Consider the following 17,272-nt stretch of genomic DNA (forward strand, 5'->3'; position numbering starts at 1 on the left):
AGCGCCGTTTCGGCCTAACCGACCTCGCGGCGGCGGCTCTCGCGGCTTTCGCGCCGGGCGAGCCGGCTGCGGTGCAGCGCGAACAGCTCCAGCATCTTGTCGGCGGGTTTGGCGGCGCTGAACAGATAGCCCTGCATCTCGGAGCATCCGAGCGTGCGCAGCAGACGCTGCTGCTCCTCGGTCTCGACGCCTTCGGCCGTCGTGGTCATGCGACGGGCGGGCGCCAGGTTGACGACGGCTTGAACGATGCTGGCGGAGCCGTCGGGACGGGCGATGTCCTCGACGAAGCAGCGGTCGATCTTGATCTTGTCGAACGGGAAGCGGTGCAGATAGCTCAGCGACGAGTAGCCGGTGCCGAAATCGTCGAGCGCGATGCGCACGCCGATGGCGCGGAGCTGGTGCAGGATGGCAAGCGCGGCATCGTCGTCGCGGATCAGGACCGCCTCGGTGATCTCGAGCTCGAGCCGGCTCGCCGGCAGGTTCGACGCGGCGAGCGCCGCCATGATCTTCAGCGCCAGCGTGCCGCTCTTGAACTGCACCGGCGAGACGTTGACGGCGAGGCGGATGTCGTCGGGCCAGCTTGCCGCGTCCCGGCACGCGGTCGCCAGCACCCATTCGCCGATCTCGTTGATCAGGCCGGTGTCTTCGGCGATCGGGATGAAATCCGCCGGCGAGACCCAGCCGCGCTCGGGATGGCGCCAGCGCACCAACGCCTCGCAGCCGGTGATGCGGTCGTCCTTCAGGCCGAGGCAGGGCTGGTAATACACCTCGAGCCCGCCTTCGCGGCCGCCTTGCGCGATGGCGTGGCGCAGGTCGCCCTCGAGGTCGCGGCGTTCGCGGACCTTGGCGTCCATGGCCGGCTCGAAGAAGCGGTAGGTGTGGCGTCCGGCGGACTTGGCCGCGTACATTGCCATGTCCGCATTCTTCAGGATCTGGTCGAGCGCCGTGCCGTGTTCCGGCGCGAGCGCGATGCCGATGCTGGCGTCGCTGGTGAGATGATGGCCCATGCAGTCGACCGGCGTGCGGATGGTTTCGAAGACACGCGCGACGAGCTCGTTGACCTGATCCAACGACGTCACCGCGCCTTGCACGATGGCGAATTCGTCGCCGCCGAGGCGCGCCACGAAGTCTGCCGGGCCGGCACAGCGGCGGAGGTTCGTCGCGATCGATTTCAACAGCTCGTCGCCGACGAGATGGCCGAGCGCGTCGTTGACGCCCTTGAACTCGTCGATGTCGATGTAATGCACCGCGGTCTGCTCGCCGTGGCGGGCCGCAGCCAGCTCCTGCCGCAGATGCTCGTGAAACATGGCGCGGTTGGGCAGGTCCGTCAGCGCGTCGTAGTGGGCGAGGTGGGTGATGCGCTCCTCGATGCGCCGGCGCTCCGTGATGTCCTCATGGGTCGCCACCCAGCCGCCATCCGCGAGCGGCTCGTTGAGGATGTGGATCGAACGGCCGTCGGCGGTATCGACCACCATGGAGTTGCGGAGATGGATGTCCTTCAGGACGCGCGCGACGTAGGCATCGACGTCGCCGGTAAACGAGCCGGTCGTTTTGCGATGGGCGATGATGTCGCGAAAGCTGCAGGCGGGCTTCACGATCTCGGCCGACAAGCCGTACATCTCGATGTAGCGCTGGTTGCAGACCACGAGCCGCTGCTCGGAATCGAACAGCAACAGGCCCTGCGTCATGTTGTTGACGGCGCGGTCGAGCCGCTGCTTCTCCAGCGTCAGCTGTTCGCGCGAAAGGCGGTGCTGCTCCAGCAGCTTGCGCACGACGGCAATCAGCACGCCTGCGATCGCGAGCGCGGAAGAGGCTGCGATCGAGATCAGAATGCCGATCTGCTCGCGCCAGTCCGCCAGGGCTGCTGCGCGCGTCGTGGTGGCCATCACCAGGATCGGGAAGTGGGGCAGGGCGCGGGAGGAGATCAGCCGGTCCTCGCCGTCGACCGGGCTGTTGAAGCGGCCGGCGAAATGATCGAGCCCGAACACCCTTTGATGCTCGAACGGTCCGGTCTTGAAGTTTCGCCCCATCAATTCGCCGGACTGCGGATAGCGGGCGAGCAGTGTGCCGTCGCGATGCAGCATCGAGATCGTCGCGCCTTCGCCGAGCACCACGGAGGCGAAGAACTTCTCGAAGTTGGCGGGCTCGATTCCGCGTCCGACCACACCGAGGAACTCGCCGCGTGGCCCGACGACCCTCCGGGCCACCAGAATGGTCCACGCACCGGAGACGCGGCTGTGCAGCGGCTCGATCAGGACATCAGGCGCATTGGGATCGTACTTGAAGGTGCGGAAGTAGGCACGATCGGCGACATTCACCTTGGGGGCCGGCCACGCCGTCGACGAATTGATCAGATTGCCTTCGGCATCGATGATGTTGACGCCGCCCATGTAGGGCAGCGCCTCGATCTTCGACCGCAGCCTCCGATGCACGTCCTCGCCCGAGAGGCGCTTGCGATAGTCCTCTCCGGTCGCAATTCCGGTGGTGCGGACGTGATCGACGAAATCCTTCTGGATGACGGCGAAGTCCTGCAATTGCTGGTCGAAATGATGAGCGAGCAGCAGTACGGTGTTTTCCAGCTCGCGGCCGGAATTGCGCAGCGCCCGCTCCCGGAAATTTTGCGCGATCAGGACCGAGCCTATGGCGATGGCCGCGATCAGCAGCGTGCCGCCAACCACCAGCCAGCGGATCGGACCGCTGCGCACGAAGACCTGGTCAAACAGACGATTGCCGAATTTCATCTTCATGCTGGATTCGTTGCCGCGCACACGTCAGGATCAATTCAGGACCCTGAGAACATCCGTTGGTTTACGGTGACGGTGTGGAAGTAAAGTTAGGAAGCGCGGTTAACGAGACGTGAATGCTCGCGCGCAAAAGCAATCCATGCGCGCGGCGCGAAACCGGCGTGCTTGCGCAAACCCGCGTCAGGCGCGGTAATGGCCGGATTTGCCGCCGAGCTTCTCGACCAGATGGATGCCCTCGATGCGCACGCCGCGCTCGACGGCCTTGATCATGTCGTAGATGGTGAGGCAGGCGACCGACACCGCCGTGAGCGCCTCCATCTCGACGCCGGTCGGTCCCGTCACCTTCACGCTGGCCCGTACCACGCAGCCCGGCAGCTTGGCGTCAGGCTCGATATCGACGATGACCTTTGACAGCGCGAGCGGATGACAGAGCGGGATCAGCTCCGAGGTGCGCTTGGCGGCCATGATGCCGGCGATGCGCGCGGTGCCGAGTACGTCGCCTTTCTTGGCGTTGCCGGACACGATCAGATCGAGCGTCGTCTTGGTCATGACGACGCGTCCCTCGGCGACCGCAAGCCGCTCCGTCGCGGGCTTGTCCGAGACGTCGACCATCCGCGCTTCGCCGGAGGCGCCGATATGGGTGAGGGCCGGGCCCGCCTCGGCTTTGGCCTGCTTCGCTTTGGCCGACCTCTTCGCTGGCTGGCGCGCCATGTCAGCGCGTGCCCGCCGCGCGCGCCGTCGCCTGGCGCGCGAGCAGCGCGCGCGTCGCCGCCGTGACGTCGGCCTGCCGCATCAGGCTCTCGCCGACCAGGAACGTCGCCATGCCGACGCGCTCCAGCCGGGCGAGGTCCTCGGGCGTGAAGATGCCGCTCTCGCCGACCATCAGCCGGTCCGAAGGGATCAGCGGCGCCAAGGCCTCGCTGGTCGCGAGCGTGGTTTCGAAGGTCCGAAGATTACGGTTGTTGACCCCGATCATCGGCGAGCGAAGTCTCAGCGCCCGGTCGAGCTCGGCGCGGTCATGGATCTCGATCAAGACGTCCATGCCGTAGGCGAGGGCGGCGTCTTCGAGGTCTCTTGCGGCGGCGTCATCGAGCGCCGCCATGATGATCAGGATGCAGTCGGCGCCGTGCGCGCGGGCCTCGACCACCTGATAGGGATCGAACAAGAAATCCTTGCGCAGAACGGGAAGCGAGGTTGCTTCGCGCGCGGCTACCATGAAGTCGAGATGGCCCTGGAACGAGGGCGTGTCGGTCAGCACCGACAGGCAGGCGGCGCCGCCGGCCTCATAGGCCCTGGCGAGTGCCGGCGGGTCGAAATCGGCGCGAATGAGTCCCTTGGAGGGTGAGGCTTTCTTGATCTCGGCAATCAGCGCGTAGCCGCCCTTGGCGTGCTTTGCCTTGATCGCGCGCAGGAAGCCGCGCGGCGCGGAGGCGGCCTTGGCCTGCGCCTCGACGGTGGAGAGCGGACGCGCTCGCTTCGCCGCCGCGATCTCCTCGCGCTTGTAGGTCTCGATCTTGGTCAGGATGTCGGACATGCGGGAGTTCAGCTCTTGGAGACCGTGACCAGGTGCTTCAGCTTCGCGTTGGCTGCGCCGCTGTCGATCGAGCGGACGCCGATCGCGACGCCCTCCTTGAGGTCCTTGGCACGGCCGGCCACGACCAGCGCGGCGGCGGCGTTGAGCAGCGCCACGTCGCGAAAGGGGCTCGGCTTGCCGTCGAGCACGCTCTGCAGCGCGATCGCGTTGGCATCGGCGTCGCCGCCTTTGAGCGCACCGGCCTCGCAACGCGAAAGGCCGGCTTCCTCCGGCGTCACCTCGAAATTCCGGATCTCGCCGTTGTGAAGCGCGGAGACGAAGGTCGGGCCGGTGAGTGTGATCTCGTCGAGGCCGTCGGAGCCGTGCACCACCCAGACGGAGTCGGAGCCGAGATTCTTCAGCACCTGCGCCAGCGGCTGCACCCATTGCCTGGAGAACACGCCGACCATCTGCCGCTTCACGCCGGCCGGATTCGACAGGGGACCGAGCAGATTGAAGATCGTGCGCGTGGCGAGCTCGACCCGGGTGGGGCCGACGTTCTTCATGGCGGGATGGTGGGCGGGGGCAAACATGAAGCCGATGCCGCATTCGCGCACGCAGCGGCCGACCTGCTCCGGCTTGAGATCGATCTTCACCCCGAGCGAGGCCAGCACGTCGGCGGCGCCCGAGCGCGACGACAGCGCGCGGTTGCCGTGCTTGGCCACGGGCACGCCGGCGCCCGCGACGATGAAGGATGCGCAAGTCGAGACGTTGACCGAGCCGGAGCCGTCGCCGCCGGTGCCGACGATGTCGACCGCCTCCGGCGGCGCCTGCACGGTCAGCATCTTCGCGCGCATCGCCGCGACCGCGCCGGTGATCTCGTCCACGGTCTCGCCGCGCACCCGCAGCGCCATCAAGAGCCCGCCCATCTGCGAGGGCGTGGCCTCGCCGCTCATCATGGCATCGAAGGCGGAAGCGGCTTCGTCACGCGACAGGCTGGCGCCGGTCGCCACTTTTCCAATGATCGATTTCAGGTCGTCCATCGCGTGCTTTCAACTCACTGGTTCGCGCCGGTCACCTGCGCGAAGGCGGCCTGATTAATGGTGGTCCCGATGTCGGTTTCAAGCTTGTTGACGTAGGAAGCGACCTGCTCCTCGGTCTGGGCGCGGTCGAGGCTCTCCTTCAGCTTCTTGACCGCGTCGGAGGCAAAGTCGACCGCGGGATCGACGATGTCCGTGACGCGGAAGACGATCACCTCGCTGCCGCCGCTCACGGTCGTCTGTCCGATGCCGTCCTTGGCGGTGCGGAAGGCCGCCGCCACGACGGTGCCGGGCACGCCGGCGGGCGAGTCGTCGCGCTTGAAGCCGGCCGCGGTCTCGACCTTGGCGCCGACAGCGGCGGCCTCGTCGGCGAGCTTGCCGCCCGCTTCGAGCTTCTGCACCATCTCGGTCGCCTTGGCCTTCAGCTTGGCCGCGATCTGGTCCTGGCGCCAGCGCCCCTCGACCTGGTCGCGGACCTCGTCGAGATTGCGGTCGCGCGAGGGCGTGATGGCGAGCACGTCGTACCAGACATAGCCACCCTTGAACGAGATCGCGTCGTTGTCGACGCCGACGTCGGTGTTGAAGGCCTGCGACACCACGTCGAGGCCCTGCGGGATGTTGGCGATCGGCTGGCCGTTCGGGGCGCGGCCGGAGCGGTCGACGGCCTCGATGGTCACGGCGGTGAGGCCGAGCTTCTGCGCCGCATCGATCACGCTGGAGCCGCCGCCGCGCTCGTCTTCCATCTTGTCGCGGAGGTCGGCGACCTTAACGCGCGCACGCTCAGTCGCGATCTCGCGCTTGATGTCGCCGACAAGCTTGGCGTAGTCGGCCTCGGCGCCCGGCTCGATCTTGTCGACCCTGACGATCGCGACGCCGAGTCCGCTCTGGATCGGCTGGCTGATCTCGCCGGCAGGCAGCGCGAACGCGGCATCGCCGACGGCGGGCGTGAGCGAAGACTTGGTCACCAGTCCCAGGTCGACGTCGGAGGCGCTCAGCCCGCGTTCCTTGCCGATGTCCTCGAACGACGTCCCGCCGACGAGGCGCTCGCGAGCGGCTTGCGCTTCGGCAACGTTCGGAAACACGATCTGCTGGATCTGGCGCTTTTCCGGCGTGCCCAGCCGATCCTTGCGCTGCTCGAACGCCTTCCGGGCATCCTCGTCCGAGACCTCGGTCCATTTGCCGATCTCTTCCGGCGAGACCACGACGAAGGAGATCTTGCGATATTCGGGCGCGCGGAACTGGACCTTGTGATCCTCGAAATAGGCGGCAAGCGCCTCGGGCGAGGGCGGGTCGATCGGACCGGCCTGCGCGGCGTCGAGCCGGACGAATTCAATCGAGCGTTGTTCGTTCTGGTAGCGCGTCAGGACGTCGACCATGGCCTTCGGGGGCTCGAGGCCGGCGCCGACCGTGCCGGTGATCTGCCGGCGCAGCGATACCTTGCGCTGTTCGGCGACATAGCGCTGCTCGGTGTAGCCGAAATTGCGGATCAAGGCTTGGAAGCGATTGGGGTCGAAATTGCCGCCGATACCCTTGAAGTTGGGGTCGTTCATGATGAGCTGGCGGATCTGCTCGTCGGATTGGCCGAGGCCGAGCCGGCGCGCCACTTCGTCGAGCGCGGCCTCGGCAATGGTCTGCTGCAGCACCTGGCGGTCAAGGCCGAACGCGCGCGCCTGGTCGGACGTCAACGGACGGCCGAACTGGCGGCTGATCTGTTGCAGGCGGTCGGTGTAGATCTGGCGGAACTCGTTGAGCGAGATCTCGGTGCTGCCGATCTTGGCGACCGTGGACTGGCCGAAGCCCTTGAAGATGTCGGCAATGCCCCAAATGCCGAAACTGATGATCAACACGCCCATCACCACGGCCATAATGATCTTGCCGAGCCAGTTCGATGAGGCCTTGCGTATTCCTCGGAGCATTTGGTCCAACTTGTTTGGTCAGGAGGGGAACGGAGCGCGTCTTAATGCAGATTCCGCAAAAGCGCGTCACCAAATTGATAGATCATCATAAAGTGGCGGCTTTCCCCCCGCAACCTCGCCCCGGGCGACCACTTGAAGCTGCGGCGAAAGGGCCTCTGGTCTCTGGAACTGCAGGAGCACCTCTGCTAGCGCATGAACAAACCTCATTCTGCTGGACATTGACATGACCGACGCCATCCGACCGCTGATCGCGGGCAATTGGAAAATGAACGGCCTGAAAGCCCAGGCTGCTGAATTCGACGCCATGCTCAACGGCGCGGCAGACGTGGCTGGCAAGGCCGACCTGCTGGTCTGCCCGCCGGCGACCCTGGTTGCGGCGTTCGCCGAGAAGGCGCGCGGCAAGAAGGTCGCGGTCGGGGCCCAGGACTGCCACCCCAGGGCCTCCGGCGCCCACACCGGCGATATCGCCGCCGAAATGCTCGCCGATGCAGGCGCGACCGCCATCATCGTCGGCCATTCCGAGCGCCGCGCCGACCACGGGGAGGGCGACGCGCTGATCCGGCAGAAGGCCGAGGCGGCCTGGCGCGCCGGGGCCGTTGCGATCGTCTGCATTGGCGAAACGCAGGGCCAGCGCGACGCCGGCCAGACCCTGGACATCCTGCGCGGCCAGCTCGACGGCTCGCTGCCGGATGGCTCGACGGCGGCCAACCTGGTCGTGGCCTATGAGCCGGTCTGGGCGATCGGCACCGGGCTGACCCCCACAGCCAAGGATGTCGAGCAAATTCATGGGTTTATCCGGGAACTCCTGACCATCAGGTTCAAGGCTGAGGGCGCGAAGATGCGAATCCTCTACGGCGGCTCGGTCAAGCCCTCGAACGCGGCCGAGCTGATGGCGGTGAAGAACGTCAATGGGGCTCTGGTCGGCGGTGCCAGCCTGAAGGCGGCCGATTTCCTTGCGATCGCCAAGGGCTGCCCCTAGCTAAGTCCAAACCGCGGGACCGGGCCCGATCGGGGGTGGCATTGCCACCTCCGATCGTGTAACACCGCGCAACTTCAGGAAAACCCGCGAAGCGCGATCGGCCGCCGTCAGGCGCCGCCCGCTTGTGACGGAAGGATATCATGCAGACCGTTGTCATCGTCATCCACCTCATGATCGTCGCCGTCATGATCGGTGCCGTCCTGCTCCAGAAGTCGGAAGGCGGCGGCCTCGGCATGGGCGGCGGCGCGGGCTTCATGTCGAGCCGCGGCACGGCGAACCTTCTGACGCGGACCACCGCGATCTTGGCCGTCGGCTTCTTCCTCACCAGCCTGTTCCTGTCCTGGTATGCCGGTTACGACCGCAAGCCGTCGTCGATCATCGGCCAGCCCTCGCAGACCCAGCCGGCCGGCGGGTCGCCGATCGCGCCGCCGACCTCGGGCGGCATCCTGGATTCGCTGAAGAAGGCTGACGAGCAGCAGCAGGCACCGGCTCCGACCGGTCCTCAGGTGCCGCGCTCGCAATAAAGCAGGGGGGCCATGCAGGGCGGTGGCTACCGTCCTGCATCAACAATCCCCATCAAGGCACTGTCATCACTCTTCGTTTCGGCTCACCCACAGGCCCGCAAAATCTTTGGGGCGGAATACGAATCGCTTTGGCGAATCGTATTTAGGGGATTAGAGGTTAAGTCCCATGGCGCGGTACATATTCATCACCGGCGGCGTGGTTTCTTCGCTCGGCAAGGGTCTGGCGTCGGCGGCACTGGGTGCCCTGCTGCAGGCCCGAGGCTACAAGGTCCGCCTCCGCAAGCTCGACCCCTATCTCAACCTCGATCCCGGAACGATGTCGCCGTATCAGCACGGCGAAGTGTTCGTGACCGATGACGGCGCGGAGACCGATCTCGATCTAGGTCACTACGAGCGCTTCACCGGCCGTCCCGCGACCAAGGCCGACAACATCACGACCGGGCGCATCTACCAGGACATCATCTCCAAGGAGCGCCGCGGCGATTATCTCGGCGCGACCATCCAGGTGGTTCCGCACGTCACCAACGCCATCAAGGAATTCGTCCTCGACGGCAACGACGATTACGACTTCGTGCTGGTCGAGATCGGCGGCACCGTGGGCGACATCGAGGGCCTGCCGTTCTTCGAGGCGATCCGCCAGCTCAAGAACGAGCTGCCGCGCGATCACGCCGTCTACATCCATCTGACGTTGCTGCCCTATATTCCCAGCGCCGGCGAATTGAAGACGAAGCCGACGCAGCACTCCGTGAAGGAGCTGCGCTCGATCGGCATCCAGCCGGACATCCTGCTCTGCCGCACCGATCGCGAGATCCCGAAGGAAGAGCGGCGCAAGCTCGGGCTGTTCTGCAACGTGCGCGAAAGCGCCGTGATCGAGGCGCGCGACGTCGACAACATCTACGCGGTGCCCGAGGCCTATCACAATGCGGGCCTCGACGATGAGGTGCTCGCCGCCTTCGGCATCGGCTCGCGGATTCCGCCGGAGCTGCGCAGCTGGCAGCAGATCAACGAGCGCATCCGCAACCCCGAGGGCAACGTCACCATCGCCATCGTCGGCAAGTACACCGGCATGAAGGATGCGTACAAATCGCTGATCGAGGCGCTCTCGCATGGCGGCATCGCCAACAAGGTGAAGGTCAATCTCGACTGGATCGAGAGCGAGATCTTCGAGAAGGAGGATCCGGCGCCGTTCCTCGAGCACGTCAACGGCATCCTGGTGCCCGGCGGCTTCGGCCAGCGCGGCGCCGAAGGCAAGATCAAGGCGGCGCAGTTCGCGCGCGAGCGCGACGTGCCGTATTTCGGCATCTGCTTCGGCATGCAGATGGCGGTGATCGAGGCCGCGCGAAACCTCGTCGGCATCGAGGACGCCAACTCCACCGAGTTCGGCCCGACCAAGGAGCCGCTGGTCGGCCTGATGACGGAGTGGCTGCGCGGCAACGAGCTGGAGAAGCGCTCGCAGGCCGGCGACCTCGGCGGCACGATGCGGCTTGGCGCCTATCCGGCAACGCTCAACCGCGGCAGCCGCGTCTCGCAGGTCTATGGCGGCGCAACCGAAATCTCCGAGCGTCACCGCCATCGCTACGAGGTCAACACCGCCTACAAGGACCGCCTCGAGCAGCACGGCCTGAAGTTCTCAGGCCTCTCGCCCGACGGCGTGCTGCCTGAAATCGTCGAGTACGAGGACCACCCCTGGTTCATCGGCGTCCAGTTCCACCCCGAACTGAAGTCGCGCCCCTTCGAGCCGCATCCGCTGTTCGCTTCGTTCATCGAGGCAGCGGCGAAGCAGAGCCGGCTGGTGTAGCCGGCTCGGTCTGCCCTGACCAAAGTCTTGCTCGCACGTCCGGTTACGCGGCCGCGATGTCCATCCTGCGGCAGAAGCAAGATGCCTTGATCGGCACCTCCGCCCGCGACTGGGCGAGGTCAAGTCGCTGCTTGATCAGCGGCCTCTCGGCCTTGTCGCCACGCCGCATGAGACATTCGTGCAAACCGTGAAGCGACCACAGATTGTCGGGATGCTGGCAGGCCCGGCTCAGCTTTCCATCGAGGCCGAGATCGGAACGGTACACTGCCTCGGCTTCCTCGACCCGTCCCTGCTCCAGCAGCAGCGCGCCGAGTGCGTGACGCGGTGGCTGCATCCATCCCCACGGCTCGTCATAGGGCAAGGCGTCGCTGAGCGCGACCGATCTGCGCAGCTCAGCGAACGCGAAGTCGTAATTGGCTTTGCGATATTCCAGTTCGCCATTCAACATGGCTTCGGCCACGCCGAGCAGGGCGACGACCTTGTTGTTGTGCACGAGCCGGCTCTCCGGCACGCGCGTCTTCGCCTGTGCGAACAACGCTTTCTCGGTTTCGGCCTCAGTGACGTGGCCAAGCGCCGAATGAGCCACCGCCTTGGCGTAGTGGATCATCGCCGTCACAGAGCAGTATAGCTCGCGATCCTCCGGCAGCTGTTGGGCAATGATGTCGTGCCATTTGCCGAAACGCACGAGAACGTGCTGCTTCATCGTCAAATAGCCTTCCAGGAAGTCCGCCATGGGGGGCGATTGAATGCGCAGCACTGGCTCGGGCACGGTGGCAATGAGTTCCTCGGCCGCTGCGATAGCGGGGGCGTATTGACCCAGGAACATCGCGCCGTAGATGGCGAAGTGGAAGTTGTGGATGACATAGACCAGGTAGACACCCGGATCGTCCGAATAAGCGAGGAATCTGCGGTCGGTCGCCAGCGCCTTCTGATTGTAGAGCAGGACGTCGTTGTACTGCCCGCACAGCACGTCGAGATGCGTCGGCATGTGGATCAGATGGCCGCTATCGGGGGCGATCCCGCGCAGCCGGTCCCCAGCCCGCATCGCCCGTTGCGGGAAGGGCGACATCTCCATGAGGTGGACGTAGAGATGGAGCAGCCCCGGATGATTCCACGCAGCCGGCCATCCATCGAAAGCTTGTTCGAGCACGGCCCTGCATTCCTCGGTGCCAGCGCCCTTGGTGGGTTCTCCAGACTCAAGGTCCCACATCAGCCACGGCGTCTCATTCATGATCGATTCGGCAAAGATGGCTCGGACATCGAGATCTTCGGGATACGTGGCGAAGACCTTTCGCATCTCTCGCGTGAAGGCCTTGTCCCACGGCGCCATGTCCTCGATCGCTTCACGCTGCGGATAGCGCACCGACAAGGCGCGGATCAGCGCTTGCTCGACCGGGCTCGCCCTATCCGCCTGCGCGAGCGCGTCCTGCGTCGCATCGTATGATGCCGCCAGCGCCAATTGACGGCCTTGTGCGTCATAGCGGACCCAGGGCAGGTTGTAGTTGGGACCCGCGGCGTAGCCGATGCCCCAGTGGGCCATGGCGCAGCTGTTATCGAACTCGAGCGCCTTGCGAAAGCATTTGATCGCCTCGCCGTGGTTGAATCCGAACACCCAGTTGAGCCCTCGGTCGAACCAGAGCTGCGCATCGGGCGAAGTCGTGCTGATCTTGCGGCTGTAGTGTCCGAGATCAAAATAGGTCATTGCCTCTGCCCCCCTTTGATCGCTTCGGTCGTTTTGCCGATTGCTCGGGCCGTCGGCGGCTGATCCGTCCGGACCGAGCCTGCACATTATCAAGAGCGCAGGCTCCGCGCTATCGAGCTATGCGCGAAACGCCATGAGGGGGCCCCGGGTGAGGCTCAAGACAGAGTTGTGGCCAGCGGGTATAACCGGCGCTCCTGCCAGGGAGGGAGCAAGAATGATCTACGAAATGCGCGTCTATCGTTGCGTGCCCGGCCGCCTACCGGCATTGCTCAAGCGCTTCGAGACCGCCACGCTCAAGATTTGGGAGAAGCATGGCATCAAGCAGGCCGGGTTCTTCACCACCCTGATCGGCGAATCCAACCAGGAGCTGACCTATTTCCTCGCCTGGGACTCGCTTGCCGAGCGCGAGAAGAAGTGGGGCGCGTTCATGACCGATCCGGACTGGATGAAGGCGCGCGCCGAGAGCGAAGCCGACGGCCAGATCGTCGCCAACATCGTCAGCCAGATCCTGACCCCGACCGCCTTCTCGGCGGTGAAGTAGCAGGCGGCGGGCAGGGAACCCTGGCGCAACCCTGATATTCGGACTGCCCGGGCGGAAGAGGGTTGATCCGACCCTCGTGGCGGCTATGGTCGCGCCGAAACGAGGGATTTTCCTTGAGCTCTTCGAATTCAGCGGCGCCGGTCGTCACCATCGGCAGGGTCAAATTCGGCAATGATTTGCCGATCTCGGTCATTGCCGGGCCCTGCCAGCTCGAGAGCCGCCAGCATGCGCTGGAGGTCGCCTCCGCGCTGAAGGAGATCGCCGCGCGGCTGAACTTGGGCCTCGTCTACAAGACCTCGTTCGACAAGGCCAACCGCACCAGCGCGGCGGCGGCGCGCGGGCTGGGCCTTGCGCAGTCGCTGCCGATCTTCGCCGAGATCCGATCCTCGCTCGGCCTGCCTGTCCTGACCGACGTGCACGAAGCCACGCAATGCGCCGAGGTGGCGCAGGCCGTGGACATCCTGCAGATTCCAGCCTTTCTGTGCCGGCAGACCGATCTGCTGCTGGCGGCGGCCGCGACCGGCAAGGTCGTCAACGTCAAGAAGGGCCAGTTCTTGGCACCCTGGGACATGGCCAACGTCGTGACCAAGATCACGAGCGCCGGCAATCCCAACGTGCTCGTCACCGAGCGCGGTGCCTCGTTCGGTTACAACACGCTCGTCTCCGACATGCGCGCGCTGCCGATCCTGGCGCGCACCACCGGCGCACCCGTCATCTTCGACGCCACCCATTCGGTGCAGCAGCCGGGCGGGAAGGGGACGTCCTCGGGCGGTGAGCGCGAATTCGTCCCGGTGCTGGCGCGTGCAGCTGTCGCGGTCGGCGTTGCCGGCGTCTTCATCGAGACCCATCCCGATCCCGATCGCGCGCCTTCCGACGGTCCTAACATGGTGCCGCTGCGCGAGTTCGAAGGGCTCATCGCCCGGCTGATCGCGTTCGACGCGCTGGCAAAGAATCCGCGCTGATGCAGCAGAGCGAGGCGCGGCCGCCAGATCCCGGCTTGCCGACGGCGCTCTACGTCATCTCAGGCGCAAGCTTCGCCGCTGCCTTGTCGGCCCGTGCACTCGATCCGGTGCTGCCGCACGTCGCCGAGGATTTTGGCGTCAGCATCGCGACCGCCGCGGGCTTTGCCGCGGTGTTCGCCTTCACCTTCTCGATCATCCAGCCGATTATCGGCGCCGCCGCCGATCTGTTCGGCAAGACGCGGCTGATGATCGGCTGCCTCGCGCTGCTCGGCCTCGCCAACATCCTGGGCGCATTCTCGACGTCGTTCTCGGTTCTGTTTGCGACCCGCATCCTCGCGGGCATCGGCTCCGGCGGCGTATTTCCGGTGGCGCTCAGCCTGACCAGCGATCTCGTCGAGCCCGAGAAACGCCAGGTTGCGATCAGCCGCACGCTCGCCGGCGCCATGACCGGCAATCTGCTCGGCGCCTCGGCCTCCGGCCTGATCGGCGATTTCCTCGGCTGGCGCGGCGTGCTGGCGGTGCTCGGTGTGCTCGTGATCGTCGCGTCTATCGCAGTCGCTGCCGGCTTTCGTGGCGCCAAGGTCAAGCATCCGCCGAAGACGAGCCTGTCGGCGCTGAAGGCCGGCTATCGCACCATCTTCACCAACCCGAATGCCTATGTCTGCTATTCGGCTGTGTTCATCGAAGGCTGCTGCGTGCTCGGCCTGTTTCCCTACATCGCTTCGTTCCTGTTCGAGCTCGGCCAGACCTCGTTGTCGATCGCCGGCATCGTCATCGCCGGCTTTGCGGTCGGCGGCCTGTTCTACACGCTCACGGTGTCGCGCCTGCTGCCTTGGCTCGGCGTGAAGGGCATGATGATCGCAGGGATGACGCTGGTCGCCTCACAGCTCATCGCCGTCGCCTTCGGTCCACGCTGGGAAGTGCAGGCGCTGAATCTCGTCGTGATGGGCTGGGGCTTCTACATCGCCCATGGCTGTCTCCAGGTCTTCGCCAGCGAGCTCTCGGTCGAGGCGCGCGCCACAGCGATGTCGCTGCATTCGTTCTTCTTCTTCATGGGGCAGACGGTGGGGCCGCTCGCCTACGGCTTCGGGCTCCAGCATGCCGGCAAGATGGCGACCTTGTCTGCAAGCGCCGCGATCATGGTGCTGCTCGGCCTCGTCTGCGCGCGGCTGCTCAAGCAGCGGGCGCCGTCAGACGCCCGCGTCTGAGCGCGCGTCCTCTCAAAAAGCTTCGCGAGCAGTCTTTGTGGTGCTCAGGCGCTCGCGTGGGCCTCCTGCCAGAGGTCAAGCACCTCGTGGCGCGTAATGCCACGGGTGATGAACACGATGCGCGAACGGCGGTCGGCATTGGGCCATTTTGCCAGCGCCACCGGCGGATGGAAGACGTGGTGGACGCCATGGACCGCGACCGGTGTGGCTTCATCGCGAAGATTCAAGATGCCCTTGACCCGCAAGAGGTCTTCGCCCCGGGTGGCACGCAGATGTGCGAGCCAGCGCGATACGGCCATCCAGTCAAGGGGATCGTCGAATGCGATCATGAAGCTGAGGATCGACGCGTCGTGGCTATGATGCTCGTGATGGGCATGACCGTCATCGTGATGATGGCCGCGCTCATGCGCAGCCTTGGCGATGTCGGCGAACGCCTGCTCGTTGAGCCAGCGCTCGATATCGGCTGTCTTCTTTTCGGGGTCAATGAGGGCGGCGCCGAACAGTTGAGCCGGATCGACCTCGCCATGCGCCACGTTCTCGATCCTGGCGCTGGGATTGAGCCGACGAAGCCGCAAGTCCAGTGCGTCAGTGTCATTGACCAAATCGCGCTTGGTGATCAGCAGCCGGTCAGCGAGCGCGACCTGCTTCACCGCCTCGTATTGGCGGTCGAGCTGCCGCGCTGCATTGACCGCGTCGACGGTGGTCACCACGGTGTCTAGCCGCAGGAAATGCGAGACCAAGGGGTTGTTCAGCAGCAGCTGAGCGATGGGAGCGGGGTCAGCCAACCCCGTCGTCTCAACCAAAATCCTGCGGAACGGCGGGACCTCGCCACGATCGCGGCGCACCAGCAGCGCGCGCAGGGTCTCTTCCAGATCGCTGCGAATAGTGCAGCAAATACAACCACTCGCAAGCACGGCGACTTCGCCGTCCACGCGTTCCACGAGGAGGTGGTCGAGGCTGACCTCGCCATATTCGTTGATGATGACGGCGCTGTCCTTCATCGCGTCGTGGCGCAGCAGGCGGTTGAGCAATGTGGTCTTGCCGCTGCCAAGAAAGCCGGTGATCAGTGACACCGGAGTCCGCTCGGCGGATTTGTCGCTCTCGAACAGGCTCATCGGCGTCCTCAACCCTGGTCTTATTTTTGTCGCTGGACAACAGCCTAATGGAGGACGAGCATTCCGAAAACAGGATCTTAAGCCCGATCTCAGCGGGCACACCCCGGGAGGAAGCGATGGACCATACCAAAGGCGATGAAGAGAAGGGCGGTGCGGCGACCGATCGGCGGACCTTGCTCCGCACGGCAGGTCTTGCTGGTGCGGCTGGGGCGGCGTTCGCAGGTGCGATGCACGGCAAGTTCTCACTCGCACCGATCACCGCGGCCCAAGCCCAAACCCCGGCGATGCCAAAGGGCGTGGACAAGCCTTGGTGGCCCTCGAAATGGGGCAAGGACGACGAGGCTGGCGCGTCGAACCACATCACGCCAGCGAAGGTTCTCGATGCCGTGAAGTGGATCAAGGATGGCAAGATCTACAAGATCGGCCGCGTTTACGAGCAAGGCATGCCGTTGTTCGGCGCCCGCGCATTCTCGTTGCGCATTCCCGGCGGGCCGACTGGCGGCCCGTTCGGCGACAACAAGCTCGTCTATCACGACGAGTTTCTCGCCACCGAAATCGGCCAGACCGGCACACAATTCGACGGACTCGGCCATATCGGTATCCAGCTGGGCAAGGACGGCGACAAGAGCGAGATGCGCTTCTACAACGGCTTCACTGCCGCTGAGATCGGCGACGCCTACGGCCTGAAGAAGCTTGGCACCGAGAAGCTCAAGCCGCTGTTCACACGCGCCCACCTGATCGATATGGTCGCGCTGAAGGGCGGCATGATGGATGCGGGCCAAGAGATCACCTCGGCCGATATCAAGGCGGCGCTGGCGAAGCAAAGCATCGCGGAGAGCGACATCAAGCCAGGCGATGCGATCATGTTCCACACCGGCTGGGGCTCCCTGTGGATGAAGAACAATGATCGCTACAATAGCGGCGAGCCCGGGATCGGCCTCGATGCCGCGAAGTGGATCATCGAGAAGGATCTCGCGCTGACTGCGGCCGACACCTGGGCGGTCGAAGTGGTGCCCAATCCCGACAAGTCGCTCGCTTTCGCGGTTCATTCCGAATTGCAGACCAAGCACGGCATTCTCAACCACGAGAACCTGATCTTCGACGAGTTGATTGCCGACAAGAAGTACCAGTTCGTCTACTGCTTCACGCCGTCGCCGATCAAAGGCGCGACCGGCAGCAATGGCTGTCCGATCGCGATCACCTGAGGCGGATAAAACGCGGGTGGGCGGG

14 protein-coding genes are annotated in these 17,272 nt (G+C 65.1%); 7 read left to right on the plus strand and 7 right to left on the minus strand.

Translation table 11 applies throughout. From position 1 onward, the window contains the following. Positions 1–14 precede the first annotated feature (14 nt). From ABIA45_RS07610 to ABIA45_RS07630, 5 genes are all read right to left on the minus strand, one after another. Complete coding sequence (locus ABIA45_RS07610) at positions 15–2,747, minus strand: EAL domain-containing protein (protein WP_404651575.1); 2,733 nt, start codon at positions 2,745–2,747, stop codon at positions 15–17. Positions 2,748–2,924: 177 nt separating this feature from the next. Beyond that, positions 2,925–3,455: a cyclic pyranopterin monophosphate synthase MoaC gene (gene moaC, locus ABIA45_RS07615; protein WP_404651576.1), complete on the minus strand. Its 531-nt coding sequence runs from the start codon at positions 3,453–3,455 to the stop codon at positions 2,925–2,927. A gap of 1 nt (position 3,456) precedes the next feature. Beyond that, positions 3,457–4,278 carry an indole-3-glycerol phosphate synthase TrpC gene (trpC, locus tag ABIA45_RS07620; protein WP_404651577.1) on the minus strand — a complete coding sequence of 274 codons (822 nt, stop codon included), beginning with the start codon at positions 4,276–4,278 and terminating at the stop codon, positions 3,457–3,459. Positions 4,279–4,286: 8 nt separating this feature from the next. Then, on the minus strand, positions 4,287–5,300 hold the full coding sequence (trpD, locus tag ABIA45_RS07625) for an anthranilate phosphoribosyltransferase (protein WP_275499714.1): 1,014 nt from the start codon (positions 5,298–5,300) through the stop codon (positions 4,287–4,289). Between the two features lie 14 nt (positions 5,301–5,314). Continuing rightward, entirely contained in the window at positions 5,315–7,213 is a 1,899-nt protein-coding gene (locus ABIA45_RS07630) for a SurA N-terminal domain-containing protein (RefSeq protein WP_404651578.1), read from the minus strand. A 223-nt stretch (positions 7,214–7,436) separates the two neighbouring features. On the opposite strand from ABIA45_RS07630, the gene tpiA reads away from it, so the two are divergent. The 3 genes from tpiA (at position 7,437) to ABIA45_RS07645 (ending at position 10,514) form a co-directional block, all read left to right on the plus strand. Further along, positions 7,437–8,192 (plus strand): triose-phosphate isomerase, encoded by a 756-nt coding sequence (gene tpiA / locus ABIA45_RS07635; protein WP_404651580.1) that lies wholly within the window; start codon positions 7,437–7,439, stop codon positions 8,190–8,192. A gap of 140 nt (positions 8,193–8,332) precedes the next feature. Next, on the plus strand, positions 8,333–8,716 hold the full coding sequence (secG, locus tag ABIA45_RS07640) for a preprotein translocase subunit SecG (RefSeq protein WP_036009912.1): 384 nt from the start codon (positions 8,333–8,335) through the stop codon (positions 8,714–8,716). Between the two features lie 166 nt (positions 8,717–8,882). After that, positions 8,883–10,514 carry a CTP synthase gene (locus ABIA45_RS07645; protein ID WP_157283627.1) on the plus strand — a complete coding sequence of 544 codons (1,632 nt, stop codon included), beginning with the start codon at positions 8,883–8,885 and terminating at the stop codon, positions 10,512–10,514. A 43-nt stretch (positions 10,515–10,557) separates the two neighbouring features. On the opposite strand, the gene ABIA45_RS07650 is transcribed toward ABIA45_RS07645, so the two are convergent. Beyond that, positions 10,558–12,216 (minus strand): hypothetical protein, encoded by a 1,659-nt coding sequence (locus tag ABIA45_RS07650; RefSeq protein WP_404651582.1) that lies wholly within the window; start codon positions 12,214–12,216, stop codon positions 10,558–10,560. A 214-nt stretch (positions 12,217–12,430) separates the two neighbouring features. Here ABIA45_RS07650 and ABIA45_RS07655 point away from each other — a divergent pair, with 214 nt between their 5' ends. From ABIA45_RS07655 to ABIA45_RS07665, 3 genes are all read left to right on the plus strand, one after another. Further along, positions 12,431–12,757 carry an NIPSNAP family protein gene (locus tag ABIA45_RS07655; RefSeq protein ID WP_225125229.1) on the plus strand — a complete coding sequence of 109 codons (327 nt, stop codon included), beginning with the start codon at positions 12,431–12,433 and terminating at the stop codon, positions 12,755–12,757. Between the two features lie 113 nt (positions 12,758–12,870). After that, positions 12,871–13,719 (plus strand): 3-deoxy-8-phosphooctulonate synthase, encoded by an 849-nt coding sequence (kdsA, locus tag ABIA45_RS07660; protein ID WP_271537752.1) that lies wholly within the window; start codon positions 12,871–12,873, stop codon positions 13,717–13,719. Continuing rightward, positions 13,719–14,927 (plus strand): MFS transporter, encoded by a 1,209-nt coding sequence (locus ABIA45_RS07665; RefSeq protein WP_404651584.1) that lies wholly within the window; start codon positions 13,719–13,721, stop codon positions 14,925–14,927. Before kdsA ends, ABIA45_RS07665 begins: the two co-directional genes overlap by 1 nt. A 44-nt stretch (positions 14,928–14,971) precedes the next feature. Here the strand turns inward: ABIA45_RS07665 and ABIA45_RS07670 are convergent, their stop codons facing one another. Beyond that, complete coding sequence (locus ABIA45_RS07670) at positions 14,972–16,042, minus strand: CobW family GTP-binding protein (protein ID WP_404651585.1); 1,071 nt, start codon at positions 16,040–16,042, stop codon at positions 14,972–14,974. 116 nt (positions 16,043–16,158) lie between these two features. On the opposite strand from ABIA45_RS07670, the gene ABIA45_RS07675 reads away from it, so the two are divergent. Then, a complete protein-coding gene (locus ABIA45_RS07675) occupies positions 16,159–17,247 on the plus strand; it encodes a cyclase family protein (RefSeq protein ID WP_271537758.1) in 1,089 nt (362 codons plus the stop codon). Positions 17,248–17,272: the final 25 nt, after the last annotated feature.

The sequence above is a fragment of the Bradyrhizobium sp. USDA 336 genome, from assembly GCF_044908355.1.
GTDB lineage: Bacteria > Pseudomonadota > Alphaproteobacteria > Rhizobiales > Xanthobacteraceae > Bradyrhizobium > Bradyrhizobium yuanmingense.